Here is a 26,470-nt window from a genome sequence, read left to right on the forward strand (position 1 = left end):
AAATTCTACGCTTTCTGCGTGGGTACTCCGTTCAGGGGGCGATCGGGGCGGCTCGACGTTCCCCGCGCAGCACCGCTCCCAGCACGGTGAACAGCGATCGCGGCGCAAACAGGGCTCGCAAACGGATGCCGACACTCGCGCCGACGTGCAGCCCGCGCACCACCAGGGCCAGATCGTCGACGAGGGTCTCCGCTTGGCCCGACGATCGGTCAAACCGGGACCGTTCCACCTCCAGCAGCACTCGTTCGAGCGCTGCCGCCGACGCCGGGTCGAGGGGGCCGAGCCGCTCCAGGCGCACGGCGAACGCGCGCGGAGTCTCGGTGACGCGCACAGGCACCCCGAGATCGAGACTGGTGTGCTGCACTTCGAGCCAGGCGAGGCTCGCGCCGGCATTTTTGGAGCGGATGCGGCGCACCCGCCAGCGCCGCAGTATCCGTCTCGCCGCACCCGGAACCAGAAGCAGGAGCAGACCCAGTGCGCTGAATCCGACGATGCCGAGCCGGTTACCGGCGTCGGCGGTTTGCGCCGACGCGCCGCGTTCCAGGGCGGAATCGTCGGCGAGCCGATCGGGGCTCAGGCCTGGTGCGTTCGTGGAGCCGGGCGCACCGGGCGCGGTCGACGGGGTGCCGGCATCCTCTGCCTGCTCGTAGTTGGGCACGACGCCGCGGCCGGGCGTCGGCTCGAATTTCACCCAGCCGATGCCGACGAAGTACAGTTCCGGCCAGGCGTGCAGGTCGTGCGAATCAACGTTGTAGCGGCCCAGCCCCTGTTCGAGGTCCTGCGACTTGACGCCGGGCAGATAGCCGAGCGACACCCGCGAGGGAATGCCGAGGGTGCGGGCCATCGCGGCCATGGTGGCGGCGAAGTGCACGCAATAGCCTCGCTTGGCTTCTAGAAACTGTCCGATCACGTCGACGCCGCCGCCGTCGTAGCCGTCCTCGACCGGGGCATCGGTGTCGTAGGCGAAGACGCTGCTGCGCAGGTACTTTTGCATGGCGACCGCCGCGTCATAGTTCGACGTGGTGTCGGCTGTGACTCGCCGGGCCGTCTCCTCGATGATGGGCGGCGGTTCTACCGGCAGTTGCAGGTTGCCCTGCACGCTCGCCGGAAAGTTCGTGCTCGAACTGCGCAGTTGCACGGCCGTTGGCTTGAGCTCCAACGCCGACACCGTGTATTCCTGGCCGAGGGTGTTCGCGGAACGACTGGTAATCGCTCGGGTGCGGCTATCCCAGTACCATCGGCCGCTCAGCCCGTCGATGCTCGTGGCGCGGGCCGGCGCTGGCAGCCATTGGCTGGTGACGCCGTCGATGACGACCGAGGTCGATGCCGGGGAAGTCTCCACGTTGGCGTCGAGACCGAAGGGTCGCGGAATGCGATCGACGGTGTTCTGCACGTCGGCTGCGTCGATGCGCGCCGTCCAATTCAGGCCGATCACTTCGTCGAGGGTCAGCAGGGTGAAATAGGGCTGCTCGGTGCCGGTCGAGGTGTAATGGAAGGCCGGACCGGCCTTGGGCCGACGCAGATCCTGCCCCAGGTTGATCATCGGGCTAACCCCGCTGCCGAACAGCAAACCGCCGGACCGGGAGGCGACCAGTCCCCCGACAGTGAAGGCCGGGGCGACCGTGCTCAGAATCAGGGCGCCCACAATGGTCAACGATGCCACCACGATGGAGCCACTCATCGGTCCGGGCCCGCGTGGCCGATCCGACCGAAAGGCGCGGGGCGCGTGCGGTCCAGCCGGTGAATGCCGGGCTTCCCGCACGCGGCCAACGTAGACGTCCACCCGCAGCAGCAGCAGAAAGGCGGCGGCCGCCGCCACGAGTGCGGCGAGATCGGCACCATCCTCGATAATGAAGCCCGGAATCAGCAGCGGCACGAGCGCCACAGCCGCGCCGACCGCTGGCAGGCGCAGGGTTACGGCGAGTAGGTCCATCAGAATAGCGATCAGTCCCGTTCCACCGGCGAGCAGAAAGAGGATGCCGACGGTCACCGCCGCCGGCGTGCTCTGCTGGGCAACTGACTCTCCCCCTGCGGCAATCAATCTGCTGAACGTGCCCACCGTTTGTGGTGTCGGAATGAGCCAGAACAGGCCGGATCCGCCGCCGAACAGCAGCGTCAGAGCGCCCAGCAACACCGCCGTGTTCGCCAACGGAACGACGGCCCGCGGCAGGCCGAGACGGCGGAATACGGAAGAACCCAGCAGCACGGCGCTGGCGACCACTGCACAGACCCACCACCAGGCGGTGCCCCGCAGCAGGGGGCCCAGTGCCGCGCAGCACACGAGCACCAGCACGAGCTGGGTCAGGGCCAGCGGCCAGCGGGCGGCACCCCGACCGCCCCGCCGGGCACGCGGTCGGGGTTGGGCCGGGGTGACTCCGCGCAGAGCGACCGGCTTCGTCGCCAGGCTAGTCATGAACGGGGCCTCGCTCCCGATTCACGTCGTTCCACACGGTTTCGAGGTCATCGATGCTCGCGACCTCCAGGCAGCGCCAGCCGGCTTCCTGCAGCCGTTCGCGGGCGACAGCGACGACGGTACGTTGCACGAACGCAATGGCGGGATCGCAGTGACGGGCGAGAGCGACGAGGTCGTCGACATCCGCTTCAGACAGGCTGACCAACAGCGCAAAGGTCGGCAGCGATAACTCTGCGCCGCGCAGGGCCGCACGCACCGGCACGCGTCGTGACGCCGCCAAGCGTGCGCTGCGACTTGGCCACGGCACCGGAACGACGCTCGCTAGGCCCTCCAACAGGGCCCGATCACCGCCGGGGGCACGATAACTGGCCGGCACGTCGCCGTGCAGCCCACCGAGCGTCTGTTCGCCGCCCGGCACCAGCTGGCTCGCGCCGAGTTCGATGACTTCGAGCCGGTAGCCCTCGTCTATCAGGTGCACCCCAACGGATGCCGCCAGCTCGACCTCGAGTTCGAATGCGGCCACGAGATGCGGCGGCACCCGACCGGGACCCAGACCGGCTGCACCGGCCAGGGTGGTATCGAGCACAATGCGGGCCTCCGGATTACTGCGCTGTTCCTCCTGCCGCACCATGATCTCGCCGTGCCGCGCTGTGGCCGGCCAGTTCACGCGGCGCAGAGCATCCCCGGGCCGGTACTCGCGAGCGATGAGTTCGTCGGAGGTTTGGATGGCCTGGCGCAGCAGTTCCCGAATCGAACCGTCATTGCTGGTCTGGGCTAGTCCCCCGCCGGGAAGGAGCATGACCCGCGGTGTGACGATCAGGTCATGCGGCTCACCGAACAGACGTAGGCCGTGCGCGAAGCCGAACGGGTCGTGACGGGACACCCCGAGGGGTCCCACCGCGTAGACACCGCGCTGACGCGGCGAGAGTGCGTATTCCAGCCGCACGCTGTCACCGGGCGCGCCGCGCCGACTCACCAGCGGCAGGATGGCGCCGGGCGGCGTATTGATACCGGGCGATGGGGTATCGGCCCAGCGGGCGCCGCTCAACGGCCGCGCAGAGAGGTTACGCAGATGCAGCGACACGACGCTCTCGCCGCCGGCCGACAGGATCGGCGGCCGGAAGGAGCGGGTCACTTCTACCCGCGCCGGTCGCACGGACACATAGCCGACCGCGATGAGCGGCGCCACGATGAGCATGCTGGCCACGAACAGCAGATCCCGGCTGTTCACGACGACCGCGTTGGCGAAGATCACGGCTCCGACCATCAGACAGACACCGCCGCGCAGGGTGAGCCGGGAGGTCAACCCAGCGGTGAGCCGCTGCAGCCAAGCCGACCGCTCCGAACCACCTGCCCCGCGCGCGGCCATGAGCTACGGCTGTCCGGTGGAACCGACCGGTCTGGCCGGAATCCCGCGTACGGCCGGCAGCACCGGCCCTGACCGCCCCGACGCCGGCACGGCCGTTTTGGGTACAGCGGATGCCGGGACAGCGAACGCTGCAGCTCCCACCGGAACGGGAGTGTCGCCCAGGATGCGGCGCACGATGTCGTCGATGACGGGGCCGCTGTCCTGGTGGTGGTGGCCGAGGGCGCGGCTGGTCGGAACCAGCCGGTGGCCAAGCACCGCCACGGCCAGAGAGTCGATGTCGTCGGGCAGCACGTAGTCTCGTCCGTTCAGGGCGGCCTGTGCCTTGGCCGCGCGAATGAGCTGCAGGGTCGCCCGCGGGCTGGCCCCGAGGCGCAGGTCCCGATCATCGCGCGTGGCTCGCACCAGATTGACGGCATATTCCTTCACGGCGCCGGAGGCGAATACTGCTCGGGCGGTGTGCATCATGTCGCGCAGGATCTGCCCCGAAACAACGGCGGAGATCAGCGCGAGCGGGCTGTTGGTATCCCGCGAGTCGAGCATGGCGAGCTCGGACCCGATGTCGGGGTACCCCATGGAGATGCGCGCCATAAAGCGGTCCCGCTGAGCCTCCGGGAGGGCATAGGTGCCCTCCATCTCGATCGGATTCTGGGTGGCGATCACGGTGAACGGCAGCGCGAGCGGGTAGGTGACGCCGTCGACGGTGACCTGGCGTTCCTCCATCGATTCCAGCAGCGCCGACTGAGTCTTTGGGCTCGCCCGGTTGATTTCATCACCGATGACGATGTTGGCGAACACCGGCCCTGGCTTGAATTCGAAGCGACGTTCGGCCTGGTTGAACACCGAGACGCCGGTCACGTCGGAGGGCAGCAGGTCGGGCGTGAATTGGATTCGCCCGACCGTGCAGTCCACGGAACGAGCCAGCGCCTTGGCGAGCATGGTCTTGCCCACACCGGGAACGTCCTCGATCAGCAGGTGTCCCTCGGCCAGCAGCACGGTCAGGGCAATCTGCACGGCATCGTGCTTGCCGTCGATGACCGTCTCGACGTTGCGCATGATCGCGCGCCCGGCGGCCTGAAGCTCGCTGAGGTCAACGCCCGACTCGGTGGTGAACGGCGCAGTCCGGAGCTGCGCGGTGTCGGCTGGCGGAACCGACGCTAAGTCCTCAGAGGAGCGAGCCGGCTGGCGGTTCATACCCGCGACCGCTCCAGATACTGCGCCACGGCCCGCGGCACATACGGCGAGACGTCGCCGCCGAGGCCGGCCACCTGACGGACCAGCGAGCTGGAGACGTGGGCGTTGGCCGGATCCGGCAAGAGGAAGACCGTCTCCACGGCGGCCAGGTTGCGATTAACAATCGCCATCGGCGTCTCATAAGCCACATCCACCTGAGAGCGGATGCCTTTCACCAGCACGCTGGCACCGACATCCATGCAGTAGTCGACGAGCAAGCCCATACTCCAGCTGGCGACCACGATGTTGGTGGGGAGTCCGGCTTCTTTGATGGCCTGTTCCAGCAGCGACACGCGCTGACTGATCGGCAACAGGGCCGATTTGTCGGGGTTGTGCACCACAAGCACATGAAGCTCGTCAAACAGGCCGGCCGCGCGATTGATCACGTCCAAGTGGCCCAGTGTGACGGGGTCAAATGATCCAGGGACAACGGCGATCCTGCGCATGCTCACACCCTACTGCCAGAGACTGACGGTGCGCTGCCTGGTCGTGCGCTTCTAGTGGGCATATTCAGCCTTTCACGAGCCAGGTGCGCTCGGATTCGTTCAGTCGACGGGCAATCGCCTCGCGCAGGGCCGGGTTGGTGCGGATACCCGGATCCCCCGAAACGAGATGGAAGGCGGCTTGTCGCGCCTCGGCAATCAGGTCGCCGTCCTCGGCCACCCGAAGAAAACGCAGGGACGTTCCCTCGCCGGATTGCATATCGCCGAGCACATTACCTTCCCGGCGGAGCGCCAGGTCGAGTTCGGCGAGTCGAAAACCGTCGAGGGTCGCGGCGACATCACCGATGCGCTGGCGGGAGGGCGAGCCGGTGCGGGAGTTGGTGACCAACAGGCACAGCCCGGGCACACCGCCACGTCCAACCCGACCGCGCAGCTGGTGCAGTTGGGAGACGCCGAAGCGTTCAGCGTCGAGCACGACCATGGCCGAAGCGTTGGGCACGTCAACGCCCACCTCGATGACGGTCGTCGCGACGAGAACGTCGATCTCACCGGCGGCAAAGGATTGCATGATGCGATCCTTTTCCTCGCTCGTCATGCGCCCGTGCAGGGCCTCGATGCGGTACCCGGCCAGGGGCGCGAATCCACGCAGCCTCTCGTGCACGGTCTCAACGTTGGCGAGCGGAGTCTTCTTGTCGTCCTCAGACGCGGGTGCCAGTTCCGCGTCTTCTTCAACCTCGGCGGGCGAAATTGCCGGGCAGACCACGAATCCCTGTCGACCCAAAGCGAGCTCTTCGGCGAGCTTGGTCCAGATGCGCTGGAACCAGTCTGGGTGATCGGCCAGCGGCACGACGATGCTCGTGATGCCCTGGCGCCCGGCCGGCAAAATGCGGATGGTACTCACGTCGAGGTCGCCGAACACCGTCATGGCAATGGTGCGGGGAATCGGAGTGGCCGTCATGACGAGAACGTGCGGTGGCTCGGCGCCCTTCAACCGCAGGGTTTCCCGCTGCTCGACGCCGAATCGGTGCTGTTCGTCAATCACGATCAGCCCAAGGTCGAAAAACGTCACGGTGTCGCTGAGTAGCGCGTGGGTGCCGATCACGATGCGGGACTGGCCGGACACTGTGCGCAACAGGGCCTTGCGCTTCTGCGCGACTGGAAGTTTGCCGGTGAGCAGGGTCGGCATGAGTTCGGCCGCGAGATCGGGGCCGAGCAGGGTCGTAATCGACCGCAGATGTTGCCCGGCCAGCACCTCGGTCGGGGCCAACAGAGCCGTTTGGCCACCGCTGTCGGCCACGGCGAGCATTGCCCGAAGCGCGACCACGGTCTTGCCCGAACCGACCTCGCCCTGCAGCAGGCGGTTCATCGGGCCGGACTGGGACATGTCGCCTGCGATCTCGACCGCGCAGATCTCTTGGTCGACCGTGAGCACGAACGGCAGCGCGGCGTCAAAACGTTCGAGGTACCCACCGGGCGTTGGTACCCGCGGGCGGGTGCGACGCTCCCTGGCCAGGCTGTGCCGCTGCATCAGGGCGCACTGCAGCACCCAGGCCTCGGTGAACCGAAGGGTGTTTTGGGCGGCCATCCATTCGGCCGGATTGTCGGGGCTGTGGATCCAGCGGATGGCCTCGGTGTGGGTCAGCAGGCCGTGTTCGGCCCGCAGATCGTCGGGAACCGGGTCGGGCAAAGTGTCCATGCGCCGCAGCACGAGGTCGATCATGGTCTGCAGACTCCAGCTGGTCTCCGAGGCCGTTGCCGCGTAGATCGGAATGAGCGGCTTGCGCCTCAGCCGAACGGACGGATCGTCACGGGCCTCTTCTTCTTCACTCTCAAAGGTCTTGTACGCCGGGTTCGCCAGCTGGCTCTGGCCCTGATACCTACCCACCTTGCCCGAGAAACTGCCACGCAGACCGGGACGCAATTGGTCAAGCCGCCACTGTTGGCTCTTCTTACCGAAAAACGTGAGGGTGAACTCGCCCCCGCCGTCAGAAATTACCACCTCAACGATCGTGCCCGGCTTCGACGACATGCGACGTTCTCGCACCGAAACGATATCGGCGATGACGGTGATGTTGGCTCCGGGCGTGACCTGATTCAGGGGCCGGAGCACCTCGCGGTCGGCGTAGTCGCGCGGGTAATGGCTCAGCAGGTCACCAACGGTCTCCATGGCGAAGGCCTTGCGCAGCGCGGTTGCCCTGGCCGGGCCGAGGGCGATCTTGAGGGTGGTGTCGAGGGTGAGCGGTTTGAGCTCGGGCGCCGGCAGAGAAGCACCATCGAATTCGGGGCCATGGGCAGCACTCGAACCGGTCATGGTTCCATGGTAAACCGGGCCTCCGACATTGCGTCGTGTGCGGCCACCCGGGAGCGGCTGCGGCTAGGCTCGGGAGGGTTATGACGCGAATTATTTCCGGGTTTGCCGGCTCTTTGACCCTGGCCGTTCCCAAGTCGGGCACCCGGCCCACGAGTGATCGCGTAAGGGAAGCTATTTTCTCGGCCCTCGACTCGCGGGACGCCGTCGACGGCATGCGTGTGCTGGATTTGTACGCTGGGTCGGGCGCCCTGGGCCTCGAGGCTGCCAGTCGTGGGGCGCGCGTAGTGACGCTGGTCGAGAACAGCTACGGCGCGGCGGCCATGTGTCGCAAAAACGGCGAGGCCGTACAGCGGTCTGCCCCGAAGGGCACCGACCTGAAGATTGCGGTCTCCTCGCAGGCGGTCCAGTCATTCTTAGCCGCTACGAAAGAGGGCTTCGACGTCGTGTTCATCGACCCTCCGTATGACCTCAGTGAGATTGAGCTGGGCCACAATTTGAGCGCGCTCGCCCCGTTGTTGGCCGACGACGCGCTCGTGGTACTCGAGCGCAGCTCACGCTCGCCCGAGCCGGAGTGGGGTACGGGACTCGAGCTTGAACGCCGCAAGGACTATGGCGATACGACCGTCTGGTACGCATCGCCCGTCGAGCAGCCTGCGCCATAGTTCGAGCGACGGCCAGCACGATTCTCGTACCGGGCGCCGTCACAGTCGATCTAGCCGGCGGAACCGTCCCAGCCGCGATAAGGGTCCCAGCCACCCTGGTCGTGCGGCGCCCCGTCGACGGTGATCGAGCCGGCCGGGAGTGCAACGGAGGCCGCGGTGACGATTCCGAGGCGGCGAAAACCGCGCGGCAGTGCCGTGTCTGGCCCGAAGGTGGCCAGCAATCCGTGGTCTTCGCCGCCGCCGAGAGCGACCTCGATGCGATCGCCGAGGCAGGCGGAATCGAAGTCGATGGCCACACCACTGGCCCGGGCGATGCGTCCGGCGTCGATGGCGAGGCCGTCAGAGACATCGAGCATGGCGGTGGCGCCAGCCACGGCAGCGACCGGACCGCTCGCAATGGGCGGCACGGGAGTCAGCTGGGCGGCGACCTCGGCCGGGTGCGTGAGCTTGAGCGCATTGGCGCGAGCGAGGTTGGGCACTCCGTCGTCGTCGACGCCGAGGCGGAACAGCAGCTCGAGGCCAATGCCGGCGTCGCCGAGCCGCCCGGAGAGCGCCACGGTGTCGCCGGGGCGCGCGCCCGAGCGCACGACGGGCGCGCGCCCTTCGAGGTCGCCGAACGCCGTCACAGCGAGGGTCAGCGCGTCGGACGCCGACAGGTCGCCGCCGACCACCCCGCAGCCGGGGGCGAGCGCCTCGCAGCAGTCTCGCAGCCCGTCAGCGATGCCCTCGAGCACCGACACCGGTGTCGATGGCGGAGCCGCGATCGCAACGACCAGGGCGGTCGGGCGAGCGCCCATGGCGGCAACATCGGAAAGATTGGTCGCTGCCGCTTTCCAACCGAGGTCGTGCGGTGTCGACCAGGCCAGGCGAAAGTCGGGACCCTGAATCATCATGTCGGTGGTGACGACGAATCGTCCGTCGGGCGCCGAGATGACCGCCGCGTCGTCGCCGGGGCCGAGCAGTTCGGCTGCCGCGGTCGGCAGCCGGGGAAAGATTCGTGCGAGCACGGCGCCTTCACTGAGATCGGCGAGCGTTTCCGAAGCGGATGCCATCGGCTCGGGCCCCCGCGACGGGTTGACCGCTGCAGACGCAGCCGACTCCGACACGGAAATTTTGGGCGATTGCGATGCTGAAACTGGCGCTGCCGAGGCCAGTCGGGATGGCGTCGCAGGGGCTGGACGCGGGGCATCCGCAGAAGTCGTCATGTAAGAAACGGTAGCCTTAATGCGATGTCTCACCCATTCCTGCTCCTGCGCTCAGTTCCCGTACGTTCCGTCGCCGTCTTCAGCGTGCTTGCGAGCTCGCTGCTGCTGGCCGGTTGCGCCACTGTCGTGCCGTTGACGCCGGCCCCCGACGCCACCAACGTGGCCTGTGCCGACGTCATCGTGCACCTGCCATCCAGCGTCGCCGATGAGGCGGCCCGCGAAACGAATGCGCAGGCGACCGGCGCCTGGGGTGACCCGGCCGCGGTGCTGCTGCACTGTGGCGTTACGGTGCCGGAACCCACGACGCTGCCGTGCCTGAACATCAACGGCATCGATTGGATCGAAGACGACTCCGACGCCCCGACCTACCGCTACACGACGTATGGTCGCGATCCGGCCATCGAAATCGTGATCGACTCTGAACGGGTGAGCGGGTCGACGACGCTCATCGACGTGTCCAACGCGGTCGGCAACGTGCCGGCGACTGGTGCCTGCGTCGGCGCGGAAGATCTGGATCTCCCGACTGATGGAGCCACGAGCGCACCCTAGGGCGATCGCTCCTTCGTCGCGCCTCGATCAGCAATAGGTCAGGAGCCGTGGCGGGCGTGGGCTATGGCCACAGCGATGAGTTCGTCGATCAGCTTGGGATAGGTGTAGCCGCTGGCCAGCCAGCAGCTCGGAAACATCGAGATGCTCGTAAACCCGGGCATGGTATTGATCTCGTTGATCACCCAGCCGGTCGCGGTGAGAAAGAAGTCCACGCGGGCCAGGCCGGCACCGCCGATCGCCTCGAACGCGGCAATGGCCAGCCGCTGCACCTCGGCCAGTTCCTCGGGTGCCAGCGGCGCCGGGCAGACCAGGTCGACGCCGGGCGCGTCGAGATACTTCGCGGCGAAATCGTAGAAGTCCCGGCCGGTCACCACTACTTCACCGGCCACAGAGGCGCGGGTCGGCTCCCCCGGGCGCCCCTGCAGCACCGCGATCTCGAGCTCCCGGCCGACCAGCCCGGATTCAATCAGCACCTTGTTGTCTTCGGCGAGCCCGACCGTCATGGCCTCGACCAGTTGGTCCGGGGTCGACACCCGGCTGACGCCGACGCTCGATCCGGCCCGCGCCGGCTTCACAAACGCGGGCAGGCCGAGCTGTTCCAGGGCCGCATAGGCCAAACCGGGAGCCGTTACCCAGTCATCCGCTGTGATGGTGCGCCACGGCGCAACGGGCAGGGCAGCCTGCTGAAAGACGGTCTTGGCAAAGTGCTTGTCCATACCCAAAGCGGATGCGAGAACTCCCGACCCGACATACGGCAGGCCGAGCAGATCGAGCATGCCCTGGATGGTGCCGTCCTCACCGAACGGCCCATGCAAAATCGGGAATATAAGGTCGACCGGGCCAAGCGTTCGCTCACCGGACGCGTCGACGACGGTCAATTCCCGGCTGGACGCGCTCTCCGGCCACCGCACGCGGGTGCCGTTGTCCGCAACGACCGGCAGTGCTGAGGCGTTGAGGGCAAACTTGGCGGGGTCGTTTTCTTCGAGCACAAAGGCACCGTCCCGGGTGATTCCGACCGGGATGACGGTGTACGCATCAGGGTCGAGGGCTGCCAGCACCCCGCCCGCCGTGGCGCAGCTGATCGAGTGTTCGCTGGAACGCCCCCCAAAGAGAAGCACCACCGTGAGCTTGTCCATCGTCAAGTGTCCTTTCGCCCTGCGGTTCGCCGGAGTCAGTTGTGAGGTGCGGCGCAATGTCGCGGGGATTGAGCGTGCCGTCGAGTACCTGACGTACCTGTTCGACGATGGGCATCTCGACGCCCTTGGCTCGGGCGAGTGCCAGAATCGGCTTGACCGAGGCGAGGCCTTCGGTGGTCTGCTGCATCTGCTTGACGACGTCGTTAATGCTGTAACCCTGGCCGAGCAGCCGGCCCGCTGTGTTGTTGCGCGACAGTGGCGACTGGCAGGTGGCTATGAGGTCACCGAGGCCGGCCAGTCCGGCCAGGGTCTCGGGCTGAGCGCCGTAGGCGACCGCGAAGTCGGTCATTTCGACCAGACCACGCGTAATGATCGAGGCCTTGGTGTTCTCGCCGTAGCCGACGCCGTCGACGATGCCGATGGCGACCGCGATGAGGTTTTTCAGCACGCCGCCGAACTCGGTGCCGATGACGTCGGTGTTGACGTAGGAGCGGAAGTAGCGGTTGGTCGCCAGTTTGGCCACGGCCTGCGCCGTTTCCAGGCTCGCCGAGGAGACGACCGCGCCGGTCGGCTGTTCCTTGGCGATTTCCAGCGCGAGGTTGGGACCACTGATCGCCGCGATGCGATCGGGGTCGATGCGGAGCACCTCTTCGATCACCGAACTCATGCGCATGCCGGTTGCGCGTTCGACACCCTTCATCAGCGAGATGATGATCGCGTTCTCGGCCAAATACGGTTCAACCTGCTTCAGGTTTTCGCGCAGCGACTGGCTGGGAACCGAGACGAACACCATTTCGGCCCCGGCCAGCGCCAGCTCGAGCCGGCTCGTGGCGCGCAGCCCGACGGGCAGGTTCACCCCGGGCAGGTAGTCGCTGTTGCGGCGCGCTTCGGAGATTTCCCGGGCCAACTCGGGGCGGCGAGCCCACAGAACGACATCGGCACCGCTATCCGTCAAAATTTTGGCGAAGGTCGTTCCCCAACTGCCCGCGCCGAGCACGGCCACCCGGGTGCCTGGTTGAATCTTCGGCAGCTGGGGGGTTCTAGGCTTCAAAACGACCGGTCTCTTTCTGGTTGTGCTCCGCCGGATTCCATCGTTTGACCGGGGCTTTCTCGCCGCGCAAGTCTTCCAGCAACGCAGTGATGGCGAGCATTACGACGGCGGTCGCCTCGTTGAGCGTCGCCGTGTCGAGGCTGCGTCCCCGAAACTGCGCGAGGTCGATCGGGTCGCCGATCTTCACTGTGATGGTCTTGCGCGGAAACAGGTGCACCTTCTTGGAATACCGTTCCATCAGGTGCTGCGTGCCCCAGTGCGCGGCCGGCACGATCGGAATCCCCTGTTCCAGCGCGATGCGCACGGCGCCGGTCTTGCCGCGCATCGGCCACAGGTCGGGGTCACGGGTGAGTGACCCTTCCGGGTACACCACGACGATCTGGCCCTTATCGACCAGACGTTGGGCGGCCTTGACCGGCTCACTCCCGCGCACCGATCCGCCGCGCTGCACCGGAATCTGCCCCGACTTGGTCAGCACCCAGCCAATGACCGGGATCTTGAAAACGGATGCCTTCGCCAGAAACCGAGGCAGCCGCCCCAGCTTCCAGGCCACGACCCCCATGACCACGGGGTCGATCTCGCTGTAGTGGTTCGGCGAAAACACGAACGCGCCGCTCCGCGGAAACTTGTGGGCATCGAGAATCTCGTAGCGGGCGGCGAGGTTCATCACCGGCAGAATCAACCCGGCGAGAATCCAGAATGCCGAAGGGCTGCTCTTCTCCGAACGAATTTTGGTAGTCGACTCGGGAGTTGCGGGCACGTCGTTATTTTCAGGCACGCGCCTATTATCCTTCGAGATCGAAGTCCGCCCCCAAAAGCCGCAGCTTGCCGATGAAGTTTTCGTAACCTCGGCTGATGATTCCCACGTTGCTGACTGTGGACGTGCCGTCGGCCGAGAGCGCCGCGATCAGGTGGCTGAAGCCGCCGCGCAGGTCGGGTACGACGATATCGGCGCCGTGCAGCTTGGTCGGGCCGGTGATGACGGCGGAATGGTTGAAATTGCGCTGACCGAACCGGCACGGATGGCCGCCGAGGCATTCCTTGTGAATCTGAATGGTCGCGCCCATTTCGACGAGGGCGTCAACGAAGCCGAAGCGCTGCTCGTACACGGTTTCATGCACGATCGACGTGCCGTGAGCCTTGGTCAGCGCGATGACAAGCGGCTGCTGCCAGTCCGTCATGAAGCCCGGGTGAACATCCGTTTCAATAATGACGGGCTTCAAATCGCCGCCGGGGTGATAGAAACGGATGCCGTCGTCACAGATATCGAAAGCGCCACCGACCTTGCGGAACACGTTGAGGAAAGTGATCATTTCGGGCTGGCGGGCGCCGCCGACGAAGATGTCTCCGTCGGTGGCGAGGGCCGCTGCAGCCCAACTGGCGGCCTCGTTGCGGTCGAACAGCGCGCGGTGGTTGTAGCCGAGCAGGCGTTCGACGCCCTCGATGCGAATCACCCGGTCGGTGTCGACCGTGATGATGGCGCCCATCTTCTGCAGAATGTTGATGAGATCCATGATCTCGGGCTCGATCGCCGCGCCCTTGAGCTCGGTGATGCCATCGGCCCGCACCGCGGTGAGCAGTACCTGCTCGGTGGCTCCGACGCTCGGGTAGGGCAGTTCGAGCTTGGCGCCCTTGAGTCCGTTCGGCGCCGACATGCGGATGCCGTTGGGCTGCTTCTCGACGACGGCACCGAACTTGCGCAGCACCTCGAGGTGAAAGTCGATCGGGCGGTCGCCGATGCGACAGCCGCCGAGATCGGGGATGAACGCTTCGCCGAGGCGATGCAGCAGCGGGCCGCAGAACAGGATCGGGATGCGCGAGGAACCGGCATGGGCGTCGATCGCGGCGAAGTGCGCGCTCTCCACGTCAACCGGGTCGAGGACCAGGGTTCCGGGTTCGTCGCCCTCGGTGACCTTGACGCCGTGCACCTCGAGCAGCCCGCGAACGATCCGAACATCGCTGATATTCGGAACGTCCTTGAGCACGCTCGGGGTCTCACCAAGGAGGGCGGCGACCATGGCCTTGGTGACGAGGTTTTTCGCCCCCTTCACCTCGATGCGGCCGACCAGGGGAATTCCCCCTCGAATGGTGATCTTGTCAGCGGTCAGGCCGACAGATGCTCCGTGGTTCGCAGCGCTCCCCCGCTCATTCGCGTCGTCGTGGTTTCGAGCGTCGTTCAACTTCTTCGCCTCGTCGGTTTCGCTACGATCTGTTTCGCGCAGAGTGCTCACAAGTTACCTGTCCTGGTGCAAATTAGTGCAAATGCAAATTACATCAAATTAATTCTGGAAGATTCGGGGGAAAGTGCGGGAAGGGTGCGGGGCAACCAGGATTCGCGTTTGGTTTCAAATTCACTGATTCGCGCTTCGTCACGCAGGGTCAGCCCGATGTCATCCAGACCTTCGAGCAGCCGCCATCTAGTGTAATCATCGATTTCAAAATTCACCGTCAGATCGCCGACACGCGCGGTTTTACTGACCAGATCCACGGTCAACTCCACGCCCGGATCGCTCTCGACCAGGTTCCACAGGGTTTCAGCATCCGCTTCGCTGATCTGGCCGGCGAGCAAGCCCTGCTTGCCCGAGTTGCCGCGAAAGATGTCGCCGAAGCGGGGGCTGAGCACTACGTCGAAGCCGTAATCGCGCAGCGCCCAGACGGCGTGCTCCCGCGAGGAACCGATGCCGAAGTCGGCGCCGGCGATGAGTATCCGACCGCCCTGGTACTCCTTCTTATTGATCACGAATTCGGGGTCGAGGCGCCAGGCTGCAAACAGGGCGTCTTCGAAGCCGGTGCGCGTGACACGCTTGAGGTGCACGGCCGGGATGATCTGGTCAGTGTCCACGTTGGATCGGCGCAGCGGCACCGCGATGCCGGTGACGGTAGTGAATTTCTGCATGTTACTTAGTCTCCATCCTGAACGAGGTCCCACGGGCTTGAGAGCGTGCCGCGAATGGCCGTGGCGGCCGCGACGAGCGGCGACACCAGGTGGGTACGCCCGCCCTTGCCCTGTCGTCCTTCAAAGTTACGGTTACTGGTCGACGCGCAGCGTTCGCCGGGTTCGAGCTGATCGGGGTTCATGCCGAGGCACATCGAGCAGCCAGCGAAACGCCATTCGGCGCCGAAATCGAGGAAGATCTGGTCAAGCCCCTCGGCTTCGGCCTCGATGCGTACCCGGGCCGAGCCAGGAACGACCATCATGCGCAGTCCCTCCGCCTTGGTCTTGCCCTTGATGATCTCGGCGGCGGCCCGCAGGTCTTCGATCCGGCTGTTGGTGCAGGAGCCGAGGAAGACGGTATCGACCCGAATCTGCTTCATCAGCGTTCCGGCCGTCAGGTCCATGTATTCCAGGGCCCGCTCGGCCGCCGAGCGCTCATTGGCGTCGACGATTTCGGCGGGGTTCGGCACCGATCCGCTCAGCGAGACGCCCTGGCCGGGGTTGGTGCCCCAGGTCACGAAGGGTTCGAGCTCGTTGGCGTCGATGATGACCTCGGCGTCGAAGCTGGCACCCTCGTCGGTGGCCAGGGTCTGCCAGTACGCGACGGCCGCGTCCCAGTCGGCGCCGCGCGGTGCGTGGGCGCGACCCTTGAGGTAGTCATAGGTGACCTGGTCTGGCGCGACCATGCCGGCGCGGGCGCCGGCCTCGATCGACATGTTACAGATGGTCATGCGGCCATCCATGGAGAGAGCGCGAATGGCCTCGCCACGGTATTCGAGCACGTAGCCGGCTCCTCCGCCGGTGCCGATCCTGGCGATCACGGCGAGGATGATGTCCTTCGCGGTGACCCCGGTACGCAGTGCGCCGTTGACGGTGATCGCCATGGTCTTGAACGGGTTCAGCGGCAGCGTCTGGGTCGCCATGACGTGCTCGACCTCGCTCGTGCCGATGCCGAGCGCCATCGCGCCAAAAGCACCGTGGGTGGAGGTGTGCGAATCGCCGCAGACCACGGTGATGCCGGGCTGGGTCAGGCCGAGCTGCGGGCCGACGACGTGCACGATGCCCTGCTCGATGTCACCGAGCGAGTGCAGCCGTACCCCGTATTCGGCGCAGTTGCGGCGCAGGGTCTCGATCTGGGTGCGGCTGGTCGGGTCGGCGATGGGCTTGTCGATCGCGAGGGTCGGCGTGTTGTGGTCTTCAGTCGCGATGGTCAGATCCGGCCGGCGCAGCGGCCGATTGGCCAGGCGCAGTCCGTCGAAGGCCTGCGGGCTGGTCACCTCGTGCAGCAGGTGCAGGTCGATGTAGATCAGGTCGGGGGTGCCGTCTTCACCCTTGGTGACGAGGTGCTTGTCCCAGACCTTCTCAGCGAGCGTGCGCAGGCCGACGTCGGAATTAATAGTCGAAGTGGGTATTACGTTGGTCATTTTGAGCGTCTTCCTCACGAATCGATGGCAGCCACGCCGAACGCCGCGACGAGGGAGGCCTCAGTACAGGGACTCGTCGCGGCAGATAAGAAGTCGGTTCAGCACCACGGATTCAGGGTAACACCTCCCCCGCAGGCCCGGTTCGCGCTGCTCAGCTGACCGTCGACTCCACGTAGATGACGCTCACGTTGTCACGTCCACCGTGTTCGATCGCAGCATCGACGAGAATGTCGGCCATGCTGCGCCCGTCAACAGCCGAGTGGATGTCCGTGGCCAGCAACCGCGCAATCGTCACGTCGTCGAGTTCCTTGGTCAGCCCGTCGGAGCAGATCAGGAAGGCCTGCTCCCCCGAAGCGGGCAGCAGCCAGACATCCGCGTCGACGAATTCGTCGGCGCCGATGGCCCGAGTGATGACATTGCGTTCCGGGTGTTTCTCGGCATCCGCTCGAGAAATCAGGCCGGCATCGACCATCTCCTGCACTGCGGAGTGGTCGATCGACAACTGGGTCAAAACGCCATCGGACCAGGTGTAAACCCGGGAATCCCCGACGTTGAAGGCCATCCAGTGATAACCGACCTCGTCGCCGGCATCGACCAGCGCGATCCCGGCCAGGGTCGTTCCCGACACAGCGGTGCCCGAGTCGCCTTCAGCGCTGAGATCACGAACGGCATCGTTCGACGAGTGGATGGCATCCAGAATGCGCTCGGGAGTTGACGGCAGGTCGCGGGCGATGTGCTCGTCAAACACGCCCAGCACGGTCTGACTGGCGACGTCACCCTGGGCGTGTCCGCCCATGCCGTCGGCCACCAGAAAGACCGGAGACTGCGCAAGAACGCTGTCCTCATTGACCTTGCGTACGTTGCCCACCTCGCTGCGCACGCTGAACACGAGACGGGCGGTGCTGCTGGAAAATTCGATGGTGCTCTGTTGATTCAGAGTCATGAATCCTCCGTTCGCCGCCACCTGGCCTCGTTCAATCATTCCCCAGCGTTGACCGAAATCTCTTCGGCGAGCGTGTGCCCACGCTTGAGGGCATCGTGACGGGCCTTGATCAGGCTCGCAATCGTTGCCACGGCCATGCTACCGATGATCACGCCGAGCGAAGTCCAGGTGTCGATCTCGGGTGCCCACAACATGGGGTCGCCGCCGTTGATGAAGAACACCTCGTTGGTGTGCATCGCGTGCAGCACGAGCTTGACGCCGATGAAGCCGAGGATGACGGCGATACCGTACTTGAGGTATTCGAGGCGTTCGAGCAGTCCGCCGAGCAAAAAGTACAGCTGCCGCAGGCCCATCAGGGCGAAGATGTTGGCCGTGAAGACGATGAACGGGCTCTGGGTGATGCCGAAGATCGCCGGAATGGAGTCGAGCGCGAAGATGAGGTCGGTCGTACCGATCGCGATGAACACGATCAGCATCGGGGTGAAGACCTTCTTGCCGTCGATCAGCGTGCGCACCTTGGAACCGTCGAATTCCGAGGACATGCTAATGCGGCGACGGAGCAAACGGATGACACCGTTTTCTTTCTCTTCGGTTTCTTCCTCCGACGAGAACGCCTGCTTCACCGCGGTGTAGAACAAGAACGCGCCGAAGATGTAGAAGATCCAGGCGTAACTCTCGATCAGCTGGGCACCGAGCAGAATGAAGATTCCACGCAGCACGAGGGCGATGATAATGCCCACCATCAGCACTTCCTGCTGGTACTTTCTCGGCACCGAGAACCGGGCCATGATGATCACGAAGACGAACAGGTTGTCGATCGACAGGCTGTACTCGGTAAGCCAGCCGGCCAGGAATTGACCGGCGTGTTCGGCGTCGCCCAGCACCAGCATCAGGAGCGCGAAGATCAGCGCGAGTCCCACATAGAAACCGACCCACAGGCCGGCCTCTCGCATGCTCGGAACGTGCGGGCGCTTGTAGACGATGAGCAGGTCGGCGACCAAAATCAGGGTCAGAACGACGAGGGATCCGGCTTCGAACCAGAGAGGGAGAGCGAGTTCCACGGGGGCCTTTCAAGAAATGACGGGAGTCAGGTGTTACAGAACCCGAAAGTCTCTCCCGCACCGAAAGCATCCGTTGGGAGCCCATCGATACCACCGCGACCGGGGCCCCGCCAGTGCGGCCCGTATTGACGATCGCGACATAGGACCCGATCGGGCCCAGAGGGATACTCCCCTTCGCATGCAGAATTCTAACAGTGCGTTGGTCGCGCCCAGCACTCGACCCCGGTCGCCGCGGCGCCACCTATAGTTGGACCTTATGACTATGGACCGGGTTCGATGACGGCCGCTGGCCCCCCGCGCGAGTATCTCGACTGGTCCGAAAACGGAGTGTCGGCCTCCGCGCTCTGGCGATCAGCCAACGGCGCCCCGGCCCCGAAACGTGTCGTGCCGGTTGACGACACCATCACAGCGGATGCCGCCTACCGGCTGGCCTCACAGGGTGTCGCCCTGCTCTGGACCGGCGATTTTCAGAACGCCCGCCAGATTCTGACCGCTCTGGAACACCGCACCCGGCCCCGCCCCGACAAAACCCCGCGTACCACCGCCGAACTGTTCTACCGCTACCGGCAGAACCGGTCGCACCGGGCGCGCATTCTCAGCCTGCTGCTGGTTCCGCTGGAGATCGGCAACATCATCGGACTGCGCCGGGCACCCGACGTGGTCGCCGCCACAGTGGATGCCTATGGGAGCATCGCGGAGGCATCCGTTGTGTCGCTGCACGAGGTGCTCGGCACGATCGGTGCACACCAGTGGCGCACCAAGGGCATCCGCGTCGCCGCGCTGAACGCCTCGATCTTTCCGCACTACGGCACCTTCTTTCCGGTGCGCAGCGAATACGTCGATCTCGTGGCGACGGCTCCGCTGGCCGCGCCGCGGGTAGCCTTCGACATCGGCACCGGCACCGGAGTGCTCGCGGCGGTGCTGGCGACGCGGGGCGTACCACGGGTGATCGCGACCGATCTCGAGCCGCGCGCCGTGGCATCCGCTCGAGAAACGGTGTCCCGACTGGGGCTCTCCGGGCGCATCGAGGTGCAGCTGACCGACCTGTTTCCCGAGGGGCGTGCCGATCTGATCGTCTGCAACCCGCCGTGGATTCCGGCGACCGCGCATTCCCTGCTCGACGCTGCCGTCTACGACCCCGGCTCGCGCATGCTCAAGGGCTTCCTGGCCGGTGTGATCGACCACCTGGAGCCGAACGGTGAGGTCTGGCTGGTACTCTCCGACTTTGCCGAACTGGTCGGGCTGCGCACTCGCGCTGACCTCATGACCGTGATCGACACCGCCGGCCTGCGGGTGACCGGTGCGCTCGAAGCGGCCGCCGTGCACTCCCGGGCGAGCGACACGAGCGACCCGCTGCACGCCGTGCGCCAGAGCGAGGTCACCTCGCTGTGGCGCCTTCGTACCAAATAGCACCGCTTAAACAGAAACGCCCGGCCCCTTCAAGAGAAGGAAGCCGGGCAATTGTGACCCCAGCGGGATTCGAACCCACCATTCGGCCGTGCTGTGACTGGTCTCACGGAAAAGTCCCCCGGAATATCAAGGGTCTAGAGGCCTCTACGATTCCCGGGCACCGTTTCAATTGTGGGGGGTTGTGGGGTTTTTGTGGGGTTTTGGTGTGGGTCCACCCCTGAGCTCGGCTATCCAGGCGTCCAGAATGACCTCGTCGTAGCGCACGAGACGCCCGACCTTGTAGAAAGCCGGGCCCTTGCCGAGGCCGCGCCAGTTCGCGAGCGTCTGAGCAGCGAAGCCGGTCTTCTCGGCGACCTCCGCCGGCGTGAGCGCCCGGGGACCGTTGTACGTGCGCATGGGTGGCACCGGGGCGACCGGCGCCACAGGCTCGACCTCAGCGAGCACGGCGAGGACCTCCTCACGGATCATCTGGCGGAGGGCTGCCTCGAGCATGGCCTGCGGTGTGTTCGTCATCCCGACACGGTACGGGCGCGGAGCGGATGATTTGGCCCTATCGACCGATCATGGACCGGGTACTCCGGTATGAGTACCCCCGACACGATCAGAAGCGCCCCCGGCATCCGCGAGGACATCGGGGGCGAGTGGGGCGAACTCAGCTACAGGACCTTGGAATTCTGAAGGATGCCCTCGAGCTCCTCCAGGGTCACACTAAATTCGACGGTGACGCTCAACCCCGCAAATCGGCCCCCGGAAGATGGCGCGAGACTGACGTCAGTTACTCGAGATGCCTCACCAAGAACGATCTCCGGCCGAAGCTTCTGGAGTTCCGCAATGATTCTGCCGTCATTGTATGCCTGCGTTATGTATGCCATGGCTGGAGCCTATCGGGTCACGTAGTCGCACCCTTCCCCGCATAGCTTCGCAGCCGGGCCGACCGGCTGGACGTGCTCAATCCGCCGCATGCGCCTTCAGCGTGATTGTGTAGATTGCCCACCTATCACCAAGTCAGATGGTCCACAAATCTCGTGTCGAGGCGCCTTCCCTAGACGGGTCAGGAATCGACAGTTCAGCTGCTCTTGCCACCGCGCGACGCCGAAACCAATAGCGCAGCCCCACCAAGAACGCCAGGGATAAACGCGCCGACGGAGGCGATCGAATGCCCTTGAACGATCAGGACAACGCCAATGGCGAAGCCGCCTACGGTGAGGATTTGGGCGCCCAGCGCGCCGATGGTCACTCCAAATGCCTCAGCCTTGGTGAGACGCTCGATTGCGTCCGAAGCTACCTGCTCGTTGCGCAAGTGCGCATCGATTAGTCGTTCCGCACTTCCGGGCACGAGTTCGTTGTAGCCCGCAAGAGTCGGGACTGGCGGTAACGGTCCGCTGAAAGACTGAGCCTGAGCTATTTCGAAGAGGGCTTGAGGCTCCCGCGGAGCGTCCGCTTCACCTGGGTCGAGTTCCTCGTTCGGGACGATTCCAGCGCCGTGCGCATCTGGATTAGCCGGGTCCGATCCCCCGTCGCTCCCACGAATGCCCCGTGAGATATCCCCGTGAGTGCCGCTTTCGTGATCTTCATGTGGCAACTGTAGCGCTCTCTCCTGTACGGATGGTGATTCATCCCAAAATTCTAGTCAGCGCTCGAAACACCGATCTAAATTATAGGATCCCACACAACCAGCGCATCCTGCGGTTTAGCTGCATCGGTGGTAGCGGCTAGGCCGACCGCTGACAGACGCGCTGACGGCCCCTCAGTGCCCGATTTACCCATCTGCCGAGCGAGCGCCCGGACAAGCTCCACAAGGAGCCTGTAGGCGGCAGGGATGCCCGTCCCGGTGTCACTGATCGGCGTCCCTCGCGCGCGTGCGCGCGCGCGACCCCCGGTCAGACCATCGGGGAGAGAGGAAAGCTCCCCTTGGCTCCTGGCCGTCCCATTGCCCATCGCTGGATTTTTTGACGGTTCCCTCATCCTGAGCGGGGATTGTGGGGAGCTTCGTCTGCACCCAACCATTGATTCAAGCGAAGCTCCCCGTACCCGGCACAGCTGCGTGACCTGCTGTGCAGGGTGAGATGCGCGGGGCGCTCACGAGTGAGTGGACCGGTCCCCCGCGCATCTGGTCTAGCGGTCGTACCGCGGGAGGATGGCCGCGTGCGAGGAGGTCTTGACGACCTCTTCCGCTTGCACGGTGAACACTGCAGGGGTGGAGGACTTGCGCTGGTGCTTCGCTTGCACCTCGGCAGGTGTGTTGAGCCTTAACCCTCCACCGGCGAGGGCGAACCAGTCGAGAGTGCCGCCCGACTTGTTGTTGAGGTAGTACACGCCGTCATAGGACCAGTTGTCACCGGCCGCGAAACAAACAGAGTAATCCTGCTTGTGTATCGAGTGATCGGTCGATCGGAATTTACCCGCTGTGAAGAACATCCGGTCGGTCTCCTCGGGCGTCGGACTGACCTTGAACGCGTCCGAGATCAAGGTGCGCAGTGAGACGATCGGCCCGACAGAGGCCCACGCTTCGCGGGAGTCTCGCCATGCCTGGCTGGCCTTCTCGTCGGCGAGCTCGATCACCATGTCTGAGGTGGTGGCGAGGGTGAAGCCGTACACTTGCGCGGCGGCGACGAGGGGCGCGGCGAGTTCATCGAACCTCGGCTGAAGGTCGATGATGATCTGGTCCAGCTCGGGCAGACACGCCTCCCGAACCTCGATGAGCAGCTCGTCGGTGAACGCTTCGATGCCGGCCGTCATTCCTCGCGACGATGCCGCGGGGCCCTGGTGGCGACGGATTGAGAGATTGGTGACGCGATCACGAACGGCGTCGTCGCTGAGGTCCAGCAGCCCGCCGCTGGGTGCACGGTTGTGAGCCTTCGCCACCTCGATGATGTCGAGACCGCGGAGGATTGGCTGAGGCACGTCGACGCTCACACGCTCACAGGTCGTCTTGAACTTGAACAGGTCGACCCAGTTCATGGCTGGCTCCGCTCGAGTTTGCTGATCATGCCGTTCTCGAGCAGGTACTCGATGTGGCCTTGCGAGGTGTCGGCCGGCAGGATGCCGTGACGGTTGACGTAGGTCTCGTTTCCGGCGGGCGTGCGTGCCACGACGACCGCGGCTATCACTTGGTACTTGTCCCTACCGAGGATGAAGGTATTCACGGCCATGGTCAGGCGCCCATCGGCTCGCCGAACGCGAGCGCGTACAGCATGGCGTCGGTGGTGCTGGCGATCGGGGTCGGTGTCGAATCCGAGTCTCCCCACGCTGCGGCGTAGAGCGCGTCCACGGGGTCTACTTGTACGCGCTTGGCCTTCGCCGCGGCGAGGGTATTGTCGAGGGCTTCGAAGATCACCGCGTCTGACGATTGGAGGTCGGAGAGGCCGAGACGTTGGCATATCTGGGATCGGGTCTGCGCGGATGTCGGCGCGGCGGTGCGGATGCGGGCCGCGTGGTTGTCCATGCCCGTGTCGAGGGCTTCGCTTACGCGCTGCTGAGTACTGCCGTGAAGGGTGAATTTGGGAATCATGAGATAGCTCCTAAGTGGGTTCTCACGCGCCGGCACTGCCTGGCTGCGTTTGGCCCACTGGGCCCGTCTCGACTGTATGCAGAATGTCACCGACATTGCGTGCACCGTCATGTATATTATACCTGATCGGACGCTATTTTTGGGGAGAAACGCCGAGTTCTGGACGTCTTCTCAAGAGGTCCGACACCATGAGGTCAAGCTTGCGCGAGTCCACCCGCCCATCGGGGCAGAGGACGGCCTCGACAGTCACGTGCTGGTGGAAATCCTCGAACCGCAACAGGCGGCCGCGGACCCCTGTGGCGATCAGTTCCAGCTGCAGCTCAGCGATCAGCCCCGCCTGGCGTGCCGTCTCCGCTCGAGCCTCGTTCCGCTGGCCCTTGAACCGCATCACATCCTGCAGCAGCCTCGCGCCCGGGTCGCGGTTATCGCTCATGGTCAACTCCCGGTGACGGCAGATACGTGGCGGCGCTCATGCGCTGGAAGGGTCGGGCTCGGTGGTGGAGTGGTACAGGCGGCCGTCTGCAGGGTCGATGTAGAAGTTCGGGACAGGCCAGCACCGGTAGAGCTGGTCCTTGACCGTCCCGTTCGTCCCGTCACCGATGTGCACATTCGACTTGAAGACGTTGGACGGTAGGTCGGTCACGGGCAGGGTGTCCACGTCGATATCGAACTGGTCGCCATATCCGGGCTCGTCGGGATTGTCGTTGGTCCAAAGGTAGTGACCGAGCATCATGGCTTCGCATCCCTCTTGGTAACGGTGAACCTGGAACGGATCTTGCGGATGCGGGCGCGCTCATTGGCCTTGCGCTTGCGCGTGGGCCAGGTCGGGCCGTTGGTGGGTCGCTGGTAGGTCATGGGGTGCCTTTCGAGGTGGTCGAGGTGGTGGTCTTGCTCTTGGTGCCGATGGTCGCGCGGCTCACGATGAGCTCCCGTCGCATTGGGGATGCGTGCCGAATGGAACACAGGTCGCGTGCATTGGCAGACCGCACGAGTCGCACCAGTAGCCGGTGATCGGCCACCGGGCGCCGGCATGATCGGTGAATACTTCCGCGCTCATGCTGCGACCCGCTCGGCGTCGTGCTCGGGGTTGCGCTTCCCGCAGATACCCGCGGCGCGTGAGGCCGGGGCAAGTAGGGGAGCGGCGCAGACTCGGCAGGTGCCGGGGGCAGGTGTCAGGTTTCTGACAGGTGCAGCCGGTTCGAGCGGCGAAGGACTCACCGAAGGACTCGAAGAACTCACGTTCTCAAGTGCTGAGTCCTTGGAGGCCTTCGTGAGTCCTTCGTGCTGTTCTGACTCGTCAATCGCCCAAACCCATCCGGCACCAAAGCCTGATTTGCGCGACACGACGCGAGGATTCTTACAACGCCCACGAGCATTCTTGAGATCCTTGTCGGTGAACCCGGCCGCTCGGCCCGCCTTGAGCACGTCGCTGGCATTTGCCTCCTGAACATCGATGCCCTTGAGGTAGTCGAGAACGAATGACTGTGCTGCGTTTCGGTCGTCGTGCTCGTCATCGCTGCCGTCGTGCCGTTCATTCAGCTCTGCAACACTGATCGAGGTCTCACCGATGTATACGGCTCGTGCGACATCGGTGGTCCCGCCTGAGGCCAGCGCTACCGGCGTCGTCATGAGCATGTAGGCGTGGTTGGTGCCCTCGGTGGTGCTGTAGCTGGACTTATCGACGCTGAGGATGATCTGCCCCGTCTCGTCGTCACGTCCAAGCGCTAGAACGCTGCGGGCGGCATCCGTGATTGCTGCCGATCCGCTCACTTTGGAACGCACGGAGTCGATGCCCTTCTTGTTGTGTGCGATGAGCACGACGGCCAACTCGTATTTGTTTGCGATCTCGCCGGCCAGAGCGTCGAACGCTGCGCGCACGTCTTCGCGCTTGTCGAGGTTCCCGTCGATCAGGGATGCAATCGGGTCGAGGAGGATTGCGACGGCGTTGGTGGAGACGACTGCTTCTCGAAGAATGTCGAGGTCGGTCGGGAACGTTGCGATGGTCTCCACCTCACCCGATGCCGTGCGCCGTGTCACGCTGACAAAGTGCACCCGGTCGAGGTCGGCGCCCGCTGCCTCGAGTCGAGGCCTGGTTATGGCTCCGGGGTCGTCCTCGGGGCTCATTATCAGCACGTCTTGCGGGCGTCCAAGGAATTCTCCGGGCAGTTCGCCGCGGGTGATTTGCGCCATCCACAGCAGAACCAAAGTGGTCTTGCCTATGCCGCTCATGCCAGCCACGACGGTGATGGTCTTGAGCGGTATCAACCCGTCATGCAGCCACGTGACGGCTACCGCTTGCACGTCGCTTGCGCGGGTGAGTTTCAAGCGCTTGATGACGGTATTGTCGGGGGCGTTGTCGCGCTTCGACGTGTTCGCGCCGGGCGCAGTCGTCGGCCATGTGTCGGCGCTCACTTGACGCCGCCTGAGTAGATCTCGTGGCGGGTTTTCTCCAGCTCACGAAATGACTGTCCGATCTGGATCGGCTTGCGCGGGTTGAATGCTGCCCGATAGTACCGATCGGCCGAAGAATTAGCTTGATCCCGTTCTTGCTCCGCGCGGGTCAGATCAGGTAGCACACTGGCAAGCGCAGCGGCGTGCCCTGCGAGAAAGAATCCCGCGAGTGCCGGCGTGAGGTCATCCAGGCTGATCTCGTCGTTACGCAGGCGCCAGAGGGCCGCGTCGAGCGCCTTCTGTACTGTGTGACCGATCAGCGGCACTAGGCGAGTGTTTGGGGTAGCGGGTATACTTTCAGTATTCGAGCTGCCTGCGAGAACATTGTCCGTACCATTTGCCCTGGGGCGGATTTCTCGTTGGGCG

27 protein-coding genes are annotated in these 26,470 nt (G+C 64.9%); 4 read left to right on the plus strand and 23 right to left on the minus strand.

Annotation, left to right across the window (positions count from 1 at the left end):
• Positions 1-31: 31 nt before the first annotated feature.
• The 5 genes from E3T46_RS14770 to E3T46_RS14790 all read right to left on the minus strand — a co-directional run bounded on the left by E3T46_RS14770 (position 32) and on the right by E3T46_RS14790 (position 7,766).
• Positions 32-2,413: a DUF3488 and transglutaminase-like domain-containing protein gene (locus E3T46_RS14770; protein WP_134579124.1), complete on the minus strand. Its 2,382-nt coding sequence runs from the start codon at positions 2,411-2,413 to the stop codon at positions 32-34.
• On the minus strand, positions 2,406-3,782 hold the full coding sequence (locus E3T46_RS14775; protein ID WP_134579125.1) for a DUF58 domain-containing protein: 1,377 nt from the start codon (positions 3,780-3,782) through the stop codon (positions 2,406-2,408). Before E3T46_RS14775 ends, E3T46_RS14770 begins: the two co-directional genes overlap by 8 nt.
• Before the next feature lie 3 nt (positions 3,783-3,785).
• Entirely contained in the window at positions 3,786-4,835 is a 1,050-nt protein-coding gene (locus E3T46_RS14780; protein ID WP_134579166.1) for a MoxR family ATPase, read from the minus strand.
• A 134-nt stretch (positions 4,836-4,969) separates the two neighbouring features.
• The gene (coaD, locus tag E3T46_RS14785; protein ID WP_092449249.1) at positions 4,970-5,458 is read right to left on the minus strand and encodes a pantetheine-phosphate adenylyltransferase; all 489 of its coding nucleotides are present in this window, start codon (positions 5,456-5,458) and stop codon (positions 4,970-4,972) included.
• Positions 5,459-5,522: 64 nt separating this feature from the next.
• Positions 5,523-7,766: an ATP-dependent DNA helicase RecG gene (locus E3T46_RS14790; protein ID WP_134579126.1), complete on the minus strand. Its 2,244-nt coding sequence runs from the start codon at positions 7,764-7,766 to the stop codon at positions 5,523-5,525.
• An 80-nt stretch (positions 7,767-7,846) separates the two neighbouring features.
• Between E3T46_RS14790 and rsmD the strand changes: the two genes are divergently transcribed.
• Positions 7,847-8,428, plus strand: coding sequence for a 16S rRNA (guanine(966)-N(2))-methyltransferase RsmD (gene rsmD / locus E3T46_RS14795; protein ID WP_134579127.1), 582 nt, complete (start codon positions 7,847-7,849; stop codon positions 8,426-8,428).
• Positions 8,429-8,478: 50 nt separating this feature from the next.
• Here rsmD and thiL read toward each other — a convergent pair whose 3' ends face one another.
• Positions 8,479-9,480, minus strand: coding sequence for a thiamine-phosphate kinase (thiL, locus tag E3T46_RS14800; RefSeq protein WP_134579167.1), 1,002 nt, complete (start codon positions 9,478-9,480; stop codon positions 8,479-8,481).
• Between the two features lie 177 nt (positions 9,481-9,657).
• Here thiL and E3T46_RS14805 point away from each other — a divergent pair, with 177 nt between their 5' ends.
• Entirely contained in the window at positions 9,658-10,182 is a 525-nt protein-coding gene (locus tag E3T46_RS14805; RefSeq protein WP_134579128.1) for a DUF3515 family protein, read from the plus strand.
• 38 nt (positions 10,183-10,220) lie between these two features.
• Here E3T46_RS14805 and E3T46_RS14810 read toward each other — a convergent pair whose 3' ends face one another.
• The 8 genes from E3T46_RS14810 to E3T46_RS14845 all read right to left on the minus strand — a co-directional run bounded on the left by E3T46_RS14810 (position 10,221) and on the right by E3T46_RS14845 (position 18,732).
• Positions 10,221-11,318 (minus strand): D-alanine--D-alanine ligase family protein, encoded by a 1,098-nt coding sequence (locus tag E3T46_RS14810; protein ID WP_134579129.1) that lies wholly within the window; start codon positions 11,316-11,318, stop codon positions 10,221-10,223.
• On the minus strand, positions 11,218-12,369 hold the full coding sequence (locus tag E3T46_RS14815; RefSeq protein WP_241980802.1) for an NAD(P)H-dependent glycerol-3-phosphate dehydrogenase: 1,152 nt from the start codon (positions 12,367-12,369) through the stop codon (positions 11,218-11,220). Before E3T46_RS14815 ends, E3T46_RS14810 begins: the two co-directional genes overlap by 101 nt.
• Positions 12,359-13,099, minus strand: a complete 741-nt coding sequence (locus E3T46_RS14820) for a lysophospholipid acyltransferase family protein (protein WP_241980814.1) — start codon at positions 13,097-13,099, stop codon at positions 12,359-12,361. The genes E3T46_RS14815 and E3T46_RS14820 overlap by 11 nt, the downstream gene beginning before the upstream one ends.
• Positions 13,100-13,154: 55 nt before the next feature.
• On the minus strand, positions 13,155-14,477 hold the full coding sequence (gene murA, locus E3T46_RS14825; protein WP_233195338.1) for a UDP-N-acetylglucosamine 1-carboxyvinyltransferase: 1,323 nt from the start codon (positions 14,475-14,477) through the stop codon (positions 13,155-13,157).
• Positions 14,478-14,638: 161 nt separating this feature from the next.
• Positions 14,639-15,265 (minus strand): 3-isopropylmalate dehydratase small subunit, encoded by a 627-nt coding sequence (leuD, locus tag E3T46_RS14830; protein ID WP_134579130.1) that lies wholly within the window; start codon positions 15,263-15,265, stop codon positions 14,639-14,641.
• Positions 15,266-15,270: 5 nt separating this feature from the next.
• Positions 15,271-16,728, minus strand: coding sequence for a 3-isopropylmalate dehydratase large subunit (gene leuC, locus E3T46_RS14835; RefSeq protein WP_134579131.1), 1,458 nt, complete (start codon positions 16,726-16,728; stop codon positions 15,271-15,273).
• Positions 16,729-16,879: 151 nt separating this feature from the next.
• A complete protein-coding gene (locus tag E3T46_RS14840; RefSeq protein ID WP_134579132.1) occupies positions 16,880-17,671 on the minus strand; it encodes a protein phosphatase 2C domain-containing protein in 792 nt (263 codons plus the stop codon).
• A gap of 35 nt (positions 17,672-17,706) precedes the next feature.
• Positions 17,707-18,732, minus strand: coding sequence for a TerC family protein (locus tag E3T46_RS14845; RefSeq protein ID WP_134579133.1), 1,026 nt, complete (start codon positions 18,730-18,732; stop codon positions 17,707-17,709).
• Positions 18,733-19,008: 276 nt separating this feature from the next.
• Between E3T46_RS14845 and E3T46_RS14850 the strand changes: the two genes are divergently transcribed.
• Complete coding sequence (locus tag E3T46_RS14850) at positions 19,009-20,142, plus strand: class I SAM-dependent methyltransferase (RefSeq protein WP_134579134.1); 1,134 nt, start codon at positions 19,009-19,011, stop codon at positions 20,140-20,142.
• A gap of 165 nt (positions 20,143-20,307) precedes the next feature.
• On the opposite strand, the gene E3T46_RS14855 is transcribed toward E3T46_RS14850, so the two are convergent.
• Entirely contained in the window at positions 20,308-20,655 is a 348-nt protein-coding gene (locus E3T46_RS14855; RefSeq protein ID WP_198419227.1) for a helix-turn-helix domain-containing protein, read from the minus strand.
• A gap of 643 nt (positions 20,656-21,298) precedes the next feature.
• On the opposite strand from E3T46_RS14855, the gene E3T46_RS18060 reads away from it, so the two are divergent.
• Positions 21,299-21,457, plus strand: a complete 159-nt coding sequence (locus E3T46_RS18060; RefSeq protein WP_166790292.1) for a hypothetical protein — start codon at positions 21,299-21,301, stop codon at positions 21,455-21,457.
• An 800-nt stretch (positions 21,458-22,257) separates the two neighbouring features.
• On the opposite strand, the gene E3T46_RS14860 is transcribed toward E3T46_RS18060, so the two are convergent.
• The 8 genes from E3T46_RS14860 to E3T46_RS14890 form a co-directional block, all read right to left on the minus strand.
• Positions 22,258-23,103: a hypothetical protein gene (locus E3T46_RS14860; RefSeq protein WP_134579135.1), complete on the minus strand. Its 846-nt coding sequence runs from the start codon at positions 23,101-23,103 to the stop codon at positions 22,258-22,260.
• On the minus strand, positions 23,100-23,294 hold the full coding sequence (locus E3T46_RS14865; protein WP_134579136.1) for a hypothetical protein: 195 nt from the start codon (positions 23,292-23,294) through the stop codon (positions 23,100-23,102). The genes E3T46_RS14860 and E3T46_RS14865 overlap by 4 nt, the downstream gene beginning before the upstream one ends.
• 2 nt (positions 23,295-23,296) lie before the next feature.
• Complete coding sequence (locus E3T46_RS14870) at positions 23,297-23,653, minus strand: hypothetical protein (protein ID WP_134579137.1); 357 nt, start codon at positions 23,651-23,653, stop codon at positions 23,297-23,299.
• Positions 23,654-23,786: 133 nt separating this feature from the next.
• The gene (locus E3T46_RS14875; RefSeq protein WP_134579138.1) at positions 23,787-24,086 is read right to left on the minus strand and encodes a hypothetical protein; all 300 of its coding nucleotides are present in this window, start codon (positions 24,084-24,086) and stop codon (positions 23,787-23,789) included.
• Between the two features lie 36 nt (positions 24,087-24,122).
• Positions 24,123-24,386 (minus strand): hypothetical protein, encoded by a 264-nt coding sequence (locus E3T46_RS14880; RefSeq protein ID WP_134579139.1) that lies wholly within the window; start codon positions 24,384-24,386, stop codon positions 24,123-24,125.
• A complete protein-coding gene (locus E3T46_RS18755) occupies positions 24,383-24,508 on the minus strand; it encodes a hypothetical protein (protein WP_277870978.1) in 126 nt (41 codons plus the stop codon). Before E3T46_RS18755 ends, E3T46_RS14880 begins: the two co-directional genes overlap by 4 nt.
• A 198-nt stretch (positions 24,509-24,706) precedes the next feature.
• Positions 24,707-26,065 carry an AAA family ATPase gene (locus E3T46_RS14885; protein WP_134579140.1) on the minus strand — a complete coding sequence of 453 codons (1,359 nt, stop codon included), beginning with the start codon at positions 26,063-26,065 and terminating at the stop codon, positions 24,707-24,709.
• A complete protein-coding gene (locus E3T46_RS14890; protein WP_134579141.1) occupies positions 26,062-26,370 on the minus strand; it encodes a hypothetical protein in 309 nt (102 codons plus the stop codon). The genes E3T46_RS14885 and E3T46_RS14890 overlap by 4 nt, the downstream gene beginning before the upstream one ends.
• Between the last annotated feature and the right edge of the window lie 100 nt (positions 26,371-26,470).

It is taken from the genome of Cryobacterium sp. Hh11 (assembly GCF_004404045.1).
Lineage (GTDB): Bacteria > Actinomycetota > Actinomycetes > Actinomycetales > Microbacteriaceae > Cryobacterium > Cryobacterium levicorallinum.

Excerpts from the sequence above, each read along its gene's own strand:
- coaD (WP_092449249.1), bottom strand. The coding sequence starts at position 5,458 with ATGCGCAGGATCGCCGTTGTCCCTGGATCATTTGACCCCGTCACACTG.
- E3T46_RS14840 (WP_134579132.1), bottom strand. The coding sequence starts at position 17,671 with ATGACTCTGAATCAACAGAGCACCATCGAATTTTCCAGCAGCACCGCC.
- E3T46_RS18060 (WP_166790292.1), top strand. The coding sequence starts at position 21,299 with ATGCCCTTGAACGATCAGGACAACGCCAATGGCGAAGCCGCCTACGGT.
- E3T46_RS14860 (WP_134579135.1), bottom strand. The coding sequence starts at position 23,103 with ATGAACTGGGTCGACCTGTTCAAGTTCAAGACGACCTGTGAGCGTGTG.
- E3T46_RS14780 (WP_134579166.1), bottom strand. The coding sequence starts at position 4,835 with ATGCGCAACGTCGAGACGGTCATCGACGGCAAGCACGATGCCGTGCAG.
- E3T46_RS18755 (WP_277870978.1), bottom strand. The coding sequence starts at position 24,508 with ATGACCTACCAGCGACCCACCAACGGCCCGACCTGGCCCACGCGCAAG.
- E3T46_RS14880 (WP_134579139.1), bottom strand. The coding sequence starts at position 24,386 with ATGATGCTCGGTCACTACCTTTGGACCAACGACAATCCCGACGAGCCC.
- rsmD (WP_134579127.1), top strand. The coding sequence starts at position 7,847 with ATGACGCGAATTATTTCCGGGTTTGCCGGCTCTTTGACCCTGGCCGTT.
- thiL (WP_134579167.1), bottom strand. The coding sequence starts at position 9,480 with ATGGCATCCGCTTCGGAAACGCTCGCCGATCTCAGTGAAGGCGCCGTG.
- E3T46_RS14805 (WP_134579128.1), top strand. The coding sequence starts at position 9,658 with ATGTCTCACCCATTCCTGCTCCTGCGCTCAGTTCCCGTACGTTCCGTC.
- E3T46_RS14810 (WP_134579129.1), bottom strand. The coding sequence starts at position 11,318 with ATGGACAAGCTCACGGTGGTGCTTCTCTTTGGGGGGCGTTCCAGCGAA.
- E3T46_RS14850 (WP_134579134.1), top strand. The coding sequence starts at position 19,009 with ATGACGGCCGCTGGCCCCCCGCGCGAGTATCTCGACTGGTCCGAAAAC.
- E3T46_RS14855 (WP_198419227.1), bottom strand. The coding sequence starts at position 20,655 with ATGACGAACACACCGCAGGCCATGCTCGAGGCAGCCCTCCGCCAGATG.
- E3T46_RS14875 (WP_134579138.1), bottom strand. The coding sequence starts at position 24,086 with ATGAGCGATAACCGCGACCCGGGCGCGAGGCTGCTGCAGGATGTGATG.
- E3T46_RS14870 (WP_134579137.1), bottom strand. The coding sequence starts at position 23,653 with ATGATTCCCAAATTCACCCTTCACGGCAGTACTCAGCAGCGCGTAAGC.
- E3T46_RS14770 (WP_134579124.1), bottom strand. The coding sequence starts at position 2,413 with ATGACTAGCCTGGCGACGAAGCCGGTCGCTCTGCGCGGAGTCACCCCG.
- E3T46_RS14790 (WP_134579126.1), bottom strand. The coding sequence starts at position 7,766 with ATGACCGGTTCGAGTGCTGCCCATGGCCCCGAATTCGATGGTGCTTCT.
- leuD (WP_134579130.1), bottom strand. The coding sequence starts at position 15,265 with ATGCAGAAATTCACTACCGTCACCGGCATCGCGGTGCCGCTGCGCCGA.
- E3T46_RS14865 (WP_134579136.1), bottom strand. The coding sequence starts at position 23,294 with ATGGCCGTGAATACCTTCATCCTCGGTAGGGACAAGTACCAAGTGATA.
- leuC (WP_134579131.1), bottom strand. The coding sequence starts at position 16,728 with ATGACCAACGTAATACCCACTTCGACTATTAATTCCGACGTCGGCCTG.
- E3T46_RS14775 (WP_134579125.1), bottom strand. The coding sequence starts at position 3,782 with ATGGCCGCGCGCGGGGCAGGTGGTTCGGAGCGGTCGGCTTGGCTGCAG.